The sequence below is a fragment of the Chryseobacterium sp. NRRL B-14798 genome, from assembly GCF_050470705.1.
GTDB lineage: Bacteria > Bacteroidota > Bacteroidia > Flavobacteriales > Weeksellaceae > Chryseobacterium > Chryseobacterium cupriresistens.
Genome location: NZ_JBFLUL010000005.1, coordinates 1,877,483 through 1,892,912, shown reverse-complemented (window position 1 = coordinate 1,892,912; position 15,430 = coordinate 1,877,483). Strand labels below are relative to the sequence as shown.

At 36.5% G+C, this 15,430-nt stretch carries 11 protein-coding genes; all 11 read right to left on the bottom strand.

Going from position 1 to position 15,430, the window contains the following annotated elements:
- Positions 1-129: 129 nt before the first annotated feature.
- Positions 130-588, bottom strand: coding sequence for a GyrI-like domain-containing protein (locus tag AB1278_RS08850; RefSeq protein WP_110011059.1), 459 nt, complete (start codon positions 586-588; stop codon positions 130-132).
- A 266-nt stretch (positions 589-854) separates the two neighbouring features.
- Positions 855-1,187 (bottom strand): gamma-glutamylcyclotransferase family protein, encoded by a 333-nt coding sequence (locus AB1278_RS08845; protein ID WP_123277756.1) that lies wholly within the window; start codon positions 1,185-1,187, stop codon positions 855-857.
- Positions 1,187-1,816 (bottom strand): SGNH/GDSL hydrolase family protein, encoded by a 630-nt coding sequence (locus tag AB1278_RS08840; RefSeq protein WP_082798730.1) that lies wholly within the window; start codon positions 1,814-1,816, stop codon positions 1,187-1,189. The genes AB1278_RS08845 and AB1278_RS08840 overlap by 1 nt, the downstream gene beginning before the upstream one ends.
- Positions 1,817-2,250: 434 nt before the next feature.
- Positions 2,251-2,664, bottom strand: coding sequence for a ribonuclease inhibitor (locus tag AB1278_RS08835; RefSeq protein ID WP_429813792.1), 414 nt, complete (start codon positions 2,662-2,664; stop codon positions 2,251-2,253).
- The gene (locus AB1278_RS08830) at positions 2,645-6,340 is read right to left on the bottom strand and encodes a phosphoribosylformylglycinamidine synthase (RefSeq protein ID WP_429813790.1); all 3,696 of its coding nucleotides are present in this window, start codon (positions 6,338-6,340) and stop codon (positions 2,645-2,647) included. The genes AB1278_RS08835 and AB1278_RS08830 overlap by 20 nt, the downstream gene beginning before the upstream one ends.
- Positions 6,341-6,366: 26 nt before the next feature.
- Positions 6,367-7,398, bottom strand: a complete 1,032-nt coding sequence (locus AB1278_RS08825) for a PDDEXK nuclease domain-containing protein (protein WP_429813787.1) — start codon at positions 7,396-7,398, stop codon at positions 6,367-6,369.
- Between the two features lie 200 nt (positions 7,399-7,598).
- The gene (locus AB1278_RS08820) at positions 7,599-8,570 is read right to left on the bottom strand and encodes a WG repeat-containing protein (RefSeq protein ID WP_238349602.1); all 972 of its coding nucleotides are present in this window, start codon (positions 8,568-8,570) and stop codon (positions 7,599-7,601) included.
- Positions 8,571-8,621: 51 nt separating this feature from the next.
- Positions 8,622-10,049, bottom strand: a complete 1,428-nt coding sequence (purB, locus tag AB1278_RS08815; protein ID WP_202839428.1) for an adenylosuccinate lyase — start codon at positions 10,047-10,049, stop codon at positions 8,622-8,624.
- 1,020 nt (positions 10,050-11,069) lie between these two features.
- On the bottom strand, positions 11,070-11,213 hold the full coding sequence (locus tag AB1278_RS08810; RefSeq protein ID WP_395974133.1) for a bacteriocin-like protein: 144 nt from the start codon (positions 11,211-11,213) through the stop codon (positions 11,070-11,072).
- A gap of 271 nt (positions 11,214-11,484) precedes the next feature.
- The gene (locus tag AB1278_RS08805; RefSeq protein WP_395974135.1) at positions 11,485-11,946 is read right to left on the bottom strand and encodes a hypothetical protein; all 462 of its coding nucleotides are present in this window, start codon (positions 11,944-11,946) and stop codon (positions 11,485-11,487) included.
- Between the two features lie 9 nt (positions 11,947-11,955).
- Complete coding sequence (locus AB1278_RS08800) at positions 11,956-15,429, bottom strand: DUF6443 domain-containing protein (RefSeq protein WP_429813781.1); 3,474 nt, start codon at positions 15,427-15,429, stop codon at positions 11,956-11,958.
- Between the last annotated feature and the right edge of the window lies 1 nt (position 15,430).

Here is a 15,430-nt window from a genome sequence, read left to right as displayed (position 1 = left end):
AGGGAATTGTTGACAAATATTGTTTAACCACCCCGTCAAAAATTCTTTGAATTTTTGACACCCCTCCGAAGGAGGGGAATATCACGTCTTCAGTTCAAAGGTTGTGAAGGCAAGTTTTTTCACTTTTTGTTATTTTACAGCGATGAAAATATCTACTTCGGCATCTGAAGGATTTTGTGCTTTTTCTCCATACACTTCAAAATCGGCGGTAAATGTTCTGTTCAAACCCATTTGCCAGATTTTTATCCATTCGTTGATAACCAACCCTTTTGAAAGGTCTCCTTTTGGGACAAATTTCAGATAGTCTCCACCATCAAAAGAATAGCCAACCATTCCTTCCGGGATGTTATCAAGGTTTTCGACTTTACATCCAAGAACCGTTGTATAAGGTTTTGTATGGTCTTTTTCGTAATCTGTATAGATGGAATAAATGGTATTGTCTATTTTATTTGGAATTGAATTGACAATATTCTCGCTGATCATTTTCTCCCATAATACCGGAATATCTTTTCCTGCCTGTCCATTTTCATTGGTTGTTCTTACAGAGATCCCGATCACCTTAAAAGGTTCTATTTTTACGTTATTCATTTATTGATTTTTTGTTAGCACAAAGATAAAAACAGGTTGTGACAAGGGTATGTCAGCAGTTTTTTTAAGTTTGGGCTGAAGCCAGTGAATTTATTTTTATAGGATAAGTGGGCTAAAGCCCACTTCTATTGAATATTAAATTGCTCATATTAGCGAAATCTGCGAGAGAACACTCAAGCTTAGATTTCTTGCTTTGCCCGGAATGACAAAGAGACTGTTGGAATTTCATAGGAGATAGTGAGATTGCTTCGCGTTGCTTGCAATGACTATTTTCCGACATAGATAAACCCTTCTTTTCCAGATTTAAAAACGGTTTTGATTCTTTTGTAATCATCCACTTCGTATTCATCTGCCTGGAGGATTTCTTCATCTGTCACGTCAAAAAGTACTCCTTCTATCTCATCCTCATTGTTTCCTGAAAATTCAAGTACAGGATGGTATTTCTGACCGCTTTTCCGAAGTACTTCAGGATCTGTAATTTCAAGCATACTTAATTTATAGCCTGATAAGATATCTTTTTCACCTTGTAAAATTCTTCCAAAAGTTTCAAGCTGTACCTGCTCTTTCTGCAGGGTTCCATAAGAAAATAAATTAGGCATTACAGATACTTTTCAATGATTGGAATTGCGATTTCGGCCATCATTCCATAGCCTTTTTCATTAGGATGCACACCGTCTGCAGAAAGCAGAATTTCTTTATCATCCAGGAAAGCAGAATAAAAATCTATATATCCCAATGAGTCTTCTGCTGCAATATTTTTCAAAATTTGATTGTAAACAACCACATCTTCATTGATTCTTTTCTTCCCGGAGCTGACTACTACTCCATCTATTTTTTGAGAGAAAGGAAGAATGCTTACAAGATAAATGGTATTGGAAAACTGCCTGGCATGTGCGACAGCTTCTTTGATATTGGTTTTAAATTTTTCAGGATCTACAATCTGTACTCCATCTTTTACTGCAAGATCATTGGCTCCATAGCTTAGAAAAACGATATTTCCATCAGCAGAATTTCTTGCAGCCAATTCATGAGGAATTCTTTTGAGCAATCCTTCTGTGGTTTCTCCTCCTATTCCGAGATTGAACAGGATCAATTCATCTCCATTTCCTTCATGAAATTTCTGCAGGGCATATCTTTTCAGAATATCTACCCAGCCGCCAAAAACTCCGTCATATTCTCCGTAGGTAATGCTGTCACCGAAGAACAGCCCGTACATAATTTTCTTCATTGAACTTTATTGTTTCCTGTTTTGTTGAAGTAAAAGTATTAAGAAAAAATCGTTTAAGGGAAATAATTCTCCTCAATTTTGTGTGATTTTTAACGCAAAAGACGCTCATGGTTTAACTTTTATGTTTTCGTTCGCAAGGGCGTTTCACTTAGCTATAGACCAATTTGTACCCTGGTTGAATAAACTTATTTGAACCATTAAGATTTTTGAAGGAATAAAGAATTATTAAGGCAACAGCTAAAGCTATTATGAAGCAGAATTCCCTATTCATCAGCAATGAATCTTAACTTTTCTTACAATCTTTATTATTCTTAATGGTTAAATTTTTGACGCAAAGGTTTTATTGTGAGTATGTTTATCCAAGGAAGCAAAGAATGAATCAACAAGTTGATTGGATGAAGCTGATATAACAAAATTACTTATTACTCATTACATCATTCTATTGTCAGCGTAATATTCGTATGTGATTCTATAATTTCCACCAGTATTTCAAAAAGCGTCTGCCCTTTCCCTTCAGTCAATTCATTTAATTTCTGCTGAATGAGCTCTGTGTTGAAGGGTTTTCCCTGCCTGATCTTGTTTTCATAGAATTCACGGGTAGCCTTAAAGCCTAAGTCTTCTTTTGACTTTTCTGCTTCTTTCCAGATGATTTCAATTTTTTCTTTGCCTTCAATCACTCCGAAACCTCCGTAGAGAATATCATCAAAGCCATCCAGTGTTCCTACTTTCCAGTCTGTATCCTTCATGAGAACGTTGGAAGCTTCTTCGTAGAAACCTCCTAAAGACGAAAAATGACCGCCATGGATGACGATCATTTTTCTTGTATTGTTATTTGAAGTATTCAACACCGTTTTTGAATATATTGTGATAATTCGCGGTTGGTATATTCTTCATGAGACCTTCTGCAAAACGTTCCGGGTGCCCCATTCTTCCGTAGATTTTTCCACATGGACTGGTGATTCCTTCGATTCCGAATAAAGAGTTATTAGGATTGAATGGCATTCCGTGAGCAATGTTTCCATCAAGATCAATATATTGAGTAGCAATCTGCCCGTTTTCATACAATTTCTTAATCTCTTCTTCTGAAGCCATGAAACGTCCTTCTCCGTGGGAAATCGGAATTGTGAAAGTTTGTCCTTTCATTCCTTTTAACCAAGGGCTTTCGTCATTCACTACTTGTACTGTAACCATCTGAGAGATGTGTCTTCTGATGGCATTATGAGCTAATGTTGGAGAGTTTTCATCCAGATCTTTGATTCTTCCGTAAGGTAACAATCCTGATTTCACCAATGCCTGGAATCCGTTACAGATCCCGATAATCATCCCGTCTCTGTCTAATAATTCGTGTACTGCATTTTTCATTTTTTCGTTTTTCAGAACGTTGACAATGAATTTTGCAGAACCATCCGGCTCATCCCCTGCAGAGAAACCTCCCGAGAAGGCAAGAATCTGAGAAGTTCTGATCTCTTCTACCCATGCATCAATGCTTTCATCCAGTAACTGATGATTGATATTGATTAAAGGCAAGCTGCTTACTACAGCACCTTCTTTCTGGAATGCATTCAGCGTGTCATACTCACAGTTAGTTCCCGGGAATACAGGAGCAAATACTTTCGGCTGTGCGATTCCGTGTTTTTTGATGATGATATTTCTTGGATGGATTGAGTTTGATTTTTCATCAATTTCAACCGTGATCTTTTCTTTTTCTACAGTAGGGAAAAGGTTCTCGAATGTATTGGTATATGCGGCTTCGAGGTTCGTGATTCGGGTTTCGAAATTATTAATCTTTAAAATCCCTGAATCTTTTACTTCTCCGATAAATTGAAGAGCAGCCGAGCTTAATTCTTCTTTGGCTTCAATGATCAGGCTACCGATATTTTTAGCTAATAAAACAGCTTCGTCAGCATTGATTTCAGCTCCTAATCTGTTACCGAAGCTCATTTTTGCTAAAGCTACTGCCAAACCTCCTTCTTTCACTGTTTTTACAGAAACAATTTTTCCTGCTTTGATGTTTTCGAAAATGAATTCAAAAGCTTCTTTTAAAGCATCATAGTTTGGAAGTCCGCTTTCCTGAGCAACGTGATTGAAGAAATACAGTTTGTTCCCTGCACTTTTCAATTCAGGAGAGATGATATTTTCTTTATCTCCGTTGGCACATGCAAAAGAAATCAAGGTCGGCGGAACATTCAGATCCTGGTAGGTTCCACTCATGGAATCTTTTCCTCCAATCGCTGCAAGACCTAAATTGATCTGCGCATTGTAAGCTCCTAAAAGTGAAGCTAGAGGTTTACCCCATTTTTCAGGATTTTGCCCTAATTTTTCGAAGTATTCCTGAAAGCTTAGTCTGATGTTTTTATAATCACCTCCCATCGCCACAATCTTCGCCACACTCTCTACGACAGCATAAGATGCTCCTAACAGTGAGTTTTGTTTTGAGATTTCAGCATCGAATCCCCAGCTTGCCAAAGAAACGGTTTTAATATCTTTTGCACCTAAGATCGGTAGTGTCTGTACACTTCCTTCCATAAGGGTCTGCTGGTATTTACCACCTAAAGGCATTGCTACCGTGGTTGCTCCAATTGAAGAGTCGAACATTTCAAGCAGTCCTTTCTGGGAAGCTACATTTTTATCTTTTAAGATGTTCAGGAAGTTTTCTGCTGTGAAAGCTTTTGTTTCTTCTTTTACTTCTTCAAGGTGAGTGATTTTCACTTCCTGAGATTTTGAACATCCATTGGTATCTAAGAAAGCTCTTGAAAGGTCCACAATTTTATCTCCTTTCCAGAACATCTGCATTCTTCCTGAATCTGTCACTTTTGCTACTTCTACCGCAACAATGTTTTCAGCTTCACAGAATTTAATGAATTTTTCTTTATCCTGAGGATCCACAACTACCGCCATTCTTTCCTGAGATTCGGAAATAGCCAGCTCGGTTCCGTTTAATCCTTCATATTTTAATGGTAATACATCAAGGTTTACTTCTAAAGAGTCTGCAATTTCACCGATTGCTACAGAAACTCCTCCTGCTCCGAAGTCGTTTGATTTTTTGATCAGCTTTGTTACCTCAGGATTTCTGAATAATCTCTGGATTTTACGCTCTTCTACAGCATTTCCTTTCTGAACTTCCGAACTCATCGTGTGGATAGAAGTTTCGTCCTGCTCTTTTGAACTTCCGCTTGCTCCTCCTACTCCGTCACGACCTGTTGCTCCTCCTAAAATGATGATTGAATCACCGTTAGCAGGTTTCTCACGTCTTACCCAATCTACAGGAACGGCTCCGGTTACGAAACCAACTTCCATTCTTTTAGCTTTATAGCCTTCGTCATAGATTTCAGAAACCATTGTGGTAGCAAGACCAATCTGGTTACCGTAAGAAGAATATCCGTTGGCAGCCTGCTTTGTAATCGTTTTCTGAGGTAATTTTCCTGGTAATGTCTTATCTACAGATTCCAAAACATCTGCAGCACCCGTTAATCTCATGGCCTGGAAAACAAAAGATCTTCCGGATAACGGATCTCTGATTGCCCCTCCCAAACAAGTAGATGCCCCACCGAAAGGTTCAATTTCAGTTGGGTGATTGTGCGTTTCGTTTTTGAATAGTAAATACCAAGGTTCTTTTTTACCGTCGTATTCTGCTTCGATCTGAATGGTACATGCATTGATCTCATCAGAAATAACAAGGTTATCAAGATTCCCTGTTTTATGGAAATATTTACCGCATACTGTTGCCAGGTCCATTAAGGAAATTGGCTTCAGCTCACGGCCTAAGAATTTTCTTTTTTCGATATAATCATTGAAAATAGTTTCCAATGTGTGTTTGAACTGACCTTCAAACTGAATGTCTGACAATTCTGTCTCGAAAGTAGTGTGACGACAGTGGTCGCTCCAATACGTGTCTAATACTTTTAATTCTGTTTCCGTAGGATTTCTTTCTTCAGTTTTGAAGTATTCCTGAATGAATTTCAGGTCATCCAACCCTAATGCAAAGCCGTGGTTGTTATAGAAGTTCTCAAGTTCTGCATCATTGAAATTGATAAAATTTTCGTGGATGATTACTTTTGACGGGGTTTCATCTGCAGGAATATCCAGAATGGATAAGTCTTTTTCCTGAGATTCCACTTTGTTGATCAGAAGGTCTTTGATTTTAATCAAATCCGCTTCAGAAACTCCTTCAAATTCGATTAATTTTCCACTTCTTACTTTTGATTTTTCATTTTCAGTCAGCAAAGCGATACACTGCTGCGCAGAGTCTGCTCTCTGATCATACTGTCCCGGCAAAAATTCCATTCCGAAATGAATAGCCTTTGCAGGGTTTTCTGTATGTAAAATATCAGTAACAGGGTCTACGAAAGTGTTGTTTACCACTTTTTCAAATTCTCCGTCGTTCAGGTTGAAAATATCATATACATTGTATACTTTCACGCTTTGGACTGCCGGGACAACCGCTTTTACTTCATCAAAAATTTTTGGACTTTCAACATCGAAAATTCCTCTTTTTTCTACGAAAATTCTTTTGTTATTAGACATTAGATGTCAGATTTTTAATATTAGATTTATTTTTTATTTTCAAATTTATTTCTTGCTATCTCTATTGAACGATGCAATTTTTCAAGCAAAACTTTTTCTGAAGGTAAGATAAGTAAATATTCTGCTACTTTTATATTATCCCCTTCCAGATTCATGAGTTCTATATGTTCGGAATTTTTCCCGGAACAAAGTATTAAACCAATGGGAGGGTTTTCACCTTCTACTTTTTCATATTTATTAAGGTATGAGAGATAAAGCTCCATCTGCCCTTTATGGCTGGCTTCAAATTCACCTAATTTCAGTTCGATAACGACTAAAGATTTTAGTTTCCTATGATAGAAAAGCAAATCCAGGTAGTAGTCTCTATTATCTATTGTGATTCTTTTTTGTCTTGAAAGAAATGCAAAATCACTTCCCAACTCAGAAATGAATTTTTGAAGTTCCACGATAATGGCTTCTTCTAAATCTTTTTCAGAAAATGTATCTTTCAATTCCAAAAAATCAAGAAAATAGGGATCTTTAAAAACCAAATCAGGGTTTAAAATATTATTTTCAGACCATTTTTTCAGTTCTTTATCTATTATTTCCTCAGGCTTTTTGCTTATTGCTGTTCGTTCAAAAAGCAGAGAATTGATTTTTTCTCTCAAGACTCTGACACTCCAATTTTCAATTTTACAAACTTCAAGATAAAAGTTTCTTTTAGTATCTTGCGAAATAGGAATAAGAAGCAGAAAGTGAGTCCATGATAATTGTCGCATCGCTGATGCGACAATATTAAAATCACTAAAAACAGACGCAAACTGCATCATTTTTCGGATATTTTTCTCAGAAAATGAATTTCCAAATTCTAACGTAAGTTGTTGAGAGATTTGTACAATAACTTCTTTACCATACTCTGCTCTCTTATTATCTAAAACATCTTCATTTATTCTTTTTCCTATCTCCCAGTACAAAACCACCATTGCCGAGTTTACCTGAGCAGCGACCTGACTTCTTGTCTTGTCTACCAGCTCCTTAAGATCGGTCATTAATTGTTGATGATTTTGATTCTGTAACATTATTAAAAATTAGATGTCAGATTTTTAATATTAGATTTATTTTTCTTTTTTACTTTTTCTGAGTTAAAGTTTTTTTCTTTAAACCCATCTATATTGGAAATTTTTGAAAGAGATTTTCTTCCCAATCATTATTCTGTACAAATTTAAAGGAATAAGTCATATGTTCTTCAAATTTGAACTGCCGAATTTCCAATTTTATATTATTTATTGATAAATTTATTCGGATTATCCTTATGTTCTTTCTGAAAGTCTTCTGCATTTTTTATTTCTTCTTTCAGCCAGTTTTCAAAAGGAACTTTCTTTTCATTAAAATCCTCAATGGCATAAAATGTTTTTCCATCTTCTGAAACCAGGAATTTGAAACGGTACAGCATATCCAAATCTTTCTTCTTGTGATTATAGGTATTCACCTGATAATACGGAAAGTTTTCTTTTGGTCTTTCTACGATTTCAAAAAAAAGATTCTTTTCTTTTTCAGACAGTTTACTGTAAAAATTTACATAATAAAGATCTGATAATTTTTTCTTCTGCTTTTCAAAGAACTGAAGGATATTCTTCTCCTTTTCATTATACTGAAACTGATTAGGATAATATTTACCATCTATTTCAACATCCTTTTCTGATGGTTTTGCCAATGGCTGAACCGTTTCTCCTTTGACATTCATCACGCCCCATTTTCCTCCTACAATGGATCTGTGCTCGTCATTTGTTTTTTCCCAGTCACAGCCGTCACAAAATGCAGCATATCCATAATTAAAAGGAAATGCAAAATCGTGCTTAGCTACAATAACAGTATTCCCGTTTCGGTCTGCAAATCCTACTTTACCATTTTTAACCAATCTTCTCAGTCCTTCAGAGAAATAATCTGCCCCATTGTCAAAAAGGAAAGGCTGATACAGGAATTTCCCATTTCTGTCATACACATAGCCCCATGCATTTTTCTCCGGTTTTTCACCTTCTTTACTGCCATCAAAAAGAATGGTTTCCCCTTCTACAGGATCTCCATCTTTTAGAAATGAAAAGATTTTGAACTGTGCAGGAACAATTATTTTTCCTGCTTTATCTTTTACTCCTACTAAAGAATCTTTGGATTTGAAATAATGTAAATCTTCTTTAGTCTGAGAAAAAGAAATGACTGGTGTTAATATAATGGTTAGTAGTAGTTTTTTCATATTAGTTGGAGTGGGAAATAAAATATGCAGCCGAAAAGACTGCATATTGTTTTATACTTTAAGATCAGCTTCCAATCCTATTAAGTCTTTGTTTTGGTCTATAATCGGCTGTACCTCGTTCTTGACGAATTCTTCCGTCTGGATCGGCGCGAAACCAATAAAGTTTTTAGGATCTAAAACTTCTTTCAGTTTTGATTTGTCTAGTTTTAAAGAATCATCATTTAAGATTCTTTCGATAAGGTCGTTTTCTTTTCCTTCTTCTTTCACTTTCTTTGAAGCTTCCATAGAGTGAACTCTGATCACCTCGTGGATTTCCTGACGGTCACCACCTGCTTTTACTTCTTCCATGATGATATATTCTGTCGCCATGAAAGGAAGCTCTTCCATAATGTGCTTGTTGATTCTGTTTGGATATACTACAATTCCGTTCAGAATGTTGTTCCAGATCAAAAGAATAGCATCCACGGCTAAAAACGCCTGAGGAATGGTTAATCTCTTGTTGGCAGAGTCATCCAATGTTCTTTCAAACCATTGTGTAGAGGCCACCATTGCAGAACTTGTCGTCAGAGACATTACATATTTTGCCAATGCTCCGATTCTTTCGCTTCTCATTGGATTACGCTTGTAAGCCATCGCCGATGAACCAATCTGGTTTTTCTCGAATGGTTCTTCAATTTCCTTAAGGTTTTGAAGTAGACGTAAATCGTTTGTGAATTTATGCGCAGATTGTGCAATATTTCCTAATAAAGCAACTACTTTCGCATCGATTTTTCTATCGTAAGTCTGTCCGGAAACTCCGAACACTTTATCGAAGCCGAATCTTTTTGAAAGTTCTTTATCTAGGTGTTTTACTTTGGAATAATCACCGTTGAAAAGCTCAAGGAAACTGGCAGCTGTTCCTGTTGTTCCTTTTACTCCTCTGAAACGAAGGGTTTCAAGGAAGAAATCCAGTTCTTCGATGTCAAGAACCAAACTCTGTAACCAAAGTGTAGCTCTTTTCCCAACTGTTGTCAGCTGAGCCGGCTGGAAGTGTGTAAACCCTAAAGTGGGAAGGTCTTTATACTGAATAGCAAAGTCTGCTAAGTTCTTCATTACGTTAACCAACTTTTTCTTTAAGATTAAAAGTCCGTCACGGATCTGAATTAAGTCTGTATTGTCTCCTACAAAAGCTGAAGTAGCTCCCAGGTGGATAATTCCTTTTGCTGAAGGCGCCACATCCCCATAAGCGTGAACGTGAGCCATTACATCATGACGGAATTTTTTTTCATACTCTGCTGCTTTCTCATAATCGATGTTTTCAGCATTAGCTTTTAACTCAGCGATCTGCTCGTCTGTAATTTCAAGTCCAAGGTCTTTTTCGATTTCAGCAAGAGCTATCCAAAGCTTTCTCCAATTCTGGAATTTGTTATTGTGTGAGAAGTTAAATAACATTTCTTCACTGGAGTAGCGCTCTTCCAATGGATTTTTGTAGGAATTCATTCGTTCTTTTACTTTTTAGATGTACAAAAATACGGTTTTTCATTGAGAGTTGAAAATCCAGATCTGATGATTTTCATTCATAATTTATACTTATACTTTTGTCTTGAAATCGAAGATTCGACATAGCCAAACAAAAGTATACAAAAGTTCAAGACTGGAATTATCCGCTAAAAATTTAAATGGAATCCTAAAATTTCCAAACTCGCATGGATCATCCGGTTCTGCTTCGGTTCTGAGCAAGTCCCATGCTCAGACAGTGGAAATTTTTTAACGGATTACATTCAAATTTTCTTAACGCTCCTGATTCCTAAGTCGTACATTAGTACATACTACTTTTTAATTGACTGGCGGTTAATACCATGAATAAATAAGTGACATATACAAAAAAGAAGTAAAACAATAACTTGGGAAATATTTAATATGATTTTCATTTATACTTTTGTCTTGAAACAAAAGTATGCAAAAGTTCAAGATGGGGAATCATCCGCTAAAAATTTAAATGGAATCCTAAAATTTCCAAACTCGCATGGATCATTCGGTTCTGCTTCGGTTCTGAGTAAGTCCCATGCTCAGACAGTGGAAATTTTTTAATGGATTACATTGAAATTTTCTTAACGCTCCTGATTCCTAAGTCGTACATTAGTACATACTACTTTTTAAATGACTGGCGGTTAATACCATGAATAAATAAGTGACATATACAAAAAAGAAGTAAAACAATAACTTGTAAAATATTTATTATGATTTTCATTTATACTTTTGTCTTGAAACAAAAGTATGCAAAAGTTCAAGACGGGAATCATCCGCTAAAAATTTGAATGTACTCCTAAAATTTCCAAACTCGCATGGATTATCCGGTTCTGCTTCGGTTCTGAGTAAGTCCCATGCTCAGACAGTGGAAATTTTTTAACGGATTACATTCAAATTTTCTTTACGCTACTGATTCCTAGGTCAATTGGTGAGAGCACATAAAAAGCTGTCCCATTTCTGAGACAGCCTGTTTTTACTATTTTTAATTAGTTAATCGATAATAAGTCCGCATGGTGATCCAACAGGAATACATTTTCTTTCCAGTGAGCACCAGAAGTATCCTGCCAGACACATCGGGATACCTCCCTGAACAATTTTCAATTCTCTTTTTGAAAGTTTTCTTAAGTTTTTCATAGTAACATTTTTTTGATTTTTCTCCTACTCTATATGCTTTTCGGATTACGCTTTAATTTGGTAATACAATATAGAAATTTTTCAGATAAAAAAATATAAACTATTCATTTTATACAATTTACAAAGACAATTTGTTTATTAACTTTTGATGATCATTATATATCAATATAGTTTTTCAAAACAGGGAAAATAAAAAACCTCTGCTATTGCAGAGGCTTCGTTTTATTTGTGGACACGAGCGAGACGCTCGCGCCAGCAGGGGAATATTTGCTTATATTATTTTACTAACATCCAAATTACTTATCAAATTTATATTATCTTCAATTTTGGTTTGCATCAAAATATCTAAAATATCCGGAGGTAAATCAATTATTTCTAAGGGGTTTATAGGAGTAGTAACCAAATGATACTGATTATCTATAAAATCATTTAAATTTGTTTTATCAAAAGAGTAAAGACCTCTTTGAGTAAAATAGATAAAATCTCTTAAATATCTTTCATTAGCACCACTTCCAAATATTCTAGTTAATAATTCATTTAATAAAGGATTTACTATTGGATCGGATATTTTTGGCAAACCCTTAAAATAAGATACTAATTTTTTATTGTTTACTTCTGAATTTGCAACTGTTTCAGGTAGTTTTCCCCCTCCAGAAGCAACAAAACTAATATATTTACCATCCGTAAAAAACCAGTCAATGTCTAATGTTTGTTGTTCTATTTCTGTATACATAAAATATAATTATTTTCCAAAAGTTGCTTTACAATTACCACACATCTGAACAACCTTTCCTGTCCTAGGTCTTATAGCTTCTGTAAAATTAATTTGCGATGGAAAGGCCTGTGGATTTTTTAGGAGCAATTCATTTCCAGCATGAAATTCCGCACAACATGCTACTGATGTTTTATTGATATTTTTTGTTCCAGCACCACCTAACATTTCTACTACATCTTGTAATTGTGGTGCAATTTCAGTCGGAGCCTTTGCGCTAATTCCAATCACTGTTTGTCCATTTAGTTCTGCTCCCACCACTACCGATGGTGCGCTTCCAGAAGCATAGATATCAGATGCTGTCTTTTCAACTCGAGAACTCAATCTCCTGATCCTAATAGCAGTTCGTAGTGAAGATATAGCGGCTCCTGTACCCCCAGTAAGCAAATCAATAGCTGTACCTTGCACTAATGGATTCTCAGAAACTTGCATCTGCAATTCCGTTTTACCACGTGATTCAGGAATAGAACTAATTGTAGCGCCCCAAGGATCACCAGATGATGGTGGGGTACCTATACCTCCTCCTCCAGCACTTCCAACATAAAATGTACTAACATGACCTTTTGAATTAAAAGTATCTGTAATACTTAAGTTAGTAGTATGAGAACTTACATTCCATGTTCCATTACTTCCTTTATTAACAGCTATACCATAAGAGCCTGAACCTAATTTATCAGCCCACTGCTCAGCATGAATTCTAGCATCCGATTTGAAAAGATTATTAAAAAAACCTGCTCCTCTAACCCATCTACCATCAGGATCTGTAAAATTTATAGGATTATTTACCGTATAGTTATACGGAGAGTGTCTTCTATACATTTCTCCCAGTGGATCTACAACACCCCATCTTCCAATATCCGGCATATACATTCTGGCCCCATAATCATACATACCAGTCTCTTGCAATTCCTTTCCATTGTACTTATACTTATATGATGGATTTCCAGTTAATACATTATATCCCTCATGTTTCAATCCAAACGGGTAATAGTTACTTTCTTCAATGATCTCTGTTCCTGCTCCATTTTTAGCATAGCTTAATCTTGTATTTCCAAGGTGGTCAGTATAATTATACACGTACTTTCCGGTTTCAACATTAAAATATCCTTCTGCGGTTGGGAAAAACTTTAATATCGAATTGGTATACTGAAAACCATCCAGATAATCGGTTGTTTCTGTTCCGAAAACCTTTTTTTGTTTCACTCCGTCTGCTCTGTAAATATAATCCATTACTTTTGAGTTCTGGGTAATCTTTCGTGGTAAATTTAGATAATTATATTGAATGGAGGAAATTCCTTTATCCAATTGGGTCGTCATATTTCCGTTATCGTCATAGCCTATTTCATTTCCTCCTACAGGATATCCTAAACTGTTAAGATAGGCATCGGATACTTTGGTAAGCCTGTTTCCCGTGTAGCTGTAGATCAGATTATCGATCACCATGGCCTCAGTACTTCCCGGGAGAAGTCCCTGGGTTCTTACCAGATTCAGAATATTCCCGTTCAGGTCATAAGCAAAGAGTTCATTGTATTCTTTCCCGGAAGGATTGGTGTCTTTTTGATAGAAACCTGCTGTAAGCCTGTTCAACGGGTCATAAACATATCCGTATCTTCTCACATTATCATTCGCTCCTGTAGAGGTTTTCCAATCAACTTCAGCGATATTGCCGTTGTATTTCGGTTTTACTTTGTGGTTTGGGTAATTGGTATTGGGGACTTCCAGACCTTGTACTTCATTATATTTTATTTTATATCCAAACAGGTCATTTCCAAGGTTGGCAGGATCGTTAATCTGGGTCAGCCACCCACGGATATTATATTGGTAATCTATCTGCTGAAGCGGAGAAGAAGCTGTAACTCCTCCCACTTTTTTATTCGTAACCTGGGAAATTTCATTATAGGTATTCTGAGCCAGGATTTCTTCAGCATTATTATCAATCTTATGTTTATGGGTAACCAAGCGGTTCTGACTGTCATAATCAAAGGTTTCTGTGATGACCCTTTCGGTATCCGTACTCAGTCTCTTATGCCTTGTTACAGTCTGTTTCGTGATTCCTGCAAAATCCAGTTTGGATTCTGTGTGGGTATATCCTCCCAGATGATTAATGGAGTGACTTCCAATAGCTCTTCCCTTAGTATCATAATAGGTATAGTTCCTGGTCCAGTTGTCATCCTCAATGTTTTTTACAAAACTCATTACAGGTAGTCCTTTGGTACTTCTTCCGTCAGCTACAGGAGTTTCAGTCAATACAGGTTCTCCCTGAATTGTTGAAGGGAAGGCCGGATTAAAACTGTAAGCAGGATAAGAGTCGTAATAATTAACCGACAAAATACTTTCAGGGATAAAATAGACAGCCGTATAATAAATATTCATTCCATTTCTTACAATACCTGTAGAATGGCGCGCATCATAAATAACCAAATCCTTGATCTGATCCTGTATTGTCGCCCTACTGTCATTTGAACTGAATATTCCTGTATAGGCAACTCTTCCAAACTGGTCATACTTGGTCATCAGCCATTTTCCAGATCCTTTCATATTGGCATCCTGGGTAAGCATCAGCCTGTCGGCTTTATCATATACCATAAACTCCCAGCCTTTTCCGGGAAGCTTTTTTTCCACCAGTCTTCCCCTACCATCATAATGGTACTGATAGCATAAGGTATTGAGAAGATCATCCGTAATAGGCTTATGAACAGCCAGAGGAGGAATGACAAAAGCCAGCTGGTCATATTCATTGTAAACATAATAGGTATCCACATTTTCTGCGGGGCTCATGACTTTCCTTACCAAAACAACCTGACCTTTACCGTTTTTAAATTCTATGGTTTCATTACCATCCTCATCTTTGACAGAGTTTTTATAAAGCTGGTTTGGGGCATAAACCGTGGCAGAGGATAAGCTCAGTGCACTTTTAGTAGCTCCATTTATCCAGCTCGTGGTACTAATGTACTGATAGACTTCATTCAGTCCGTTGGTGTCATAGCTGAACTTTACAGATTTTCCGTTCCAGTCATTACCTACCTGTTTCTGTTCCAGAACCCTGTCCAATGGTGAGCTTTCCAAAACTTTTTCAGAATAGATCTTTTCATTACCATACGTGTTAGGATAAACACCCAAGGGTCCTGAATAATAGTTTCCATTGCTGGTAGAAAGCTGGGGAACAGGTAAATAATCTTTTACCTGTCTTCCGAAAGGATCATATTCTATATGAGTAACTACATCACGTCCCAGTGGTGATGCTTTGACATTCACTACCTGTTTTGGTCTTCCCAACCCGTCAAAATACTGTACGGTTTCTGAGGATTTGGTAGCAGATGTTCCATTATAATCCAGATACGTTTTGGACTGAATATAGTTTTCATTGCTTGAAATCGTGGAAAGCTGCGCATAGGCTATATTGGATAAGAGCAACGCTCCTATTGGTATTATTATCTTTTTCATC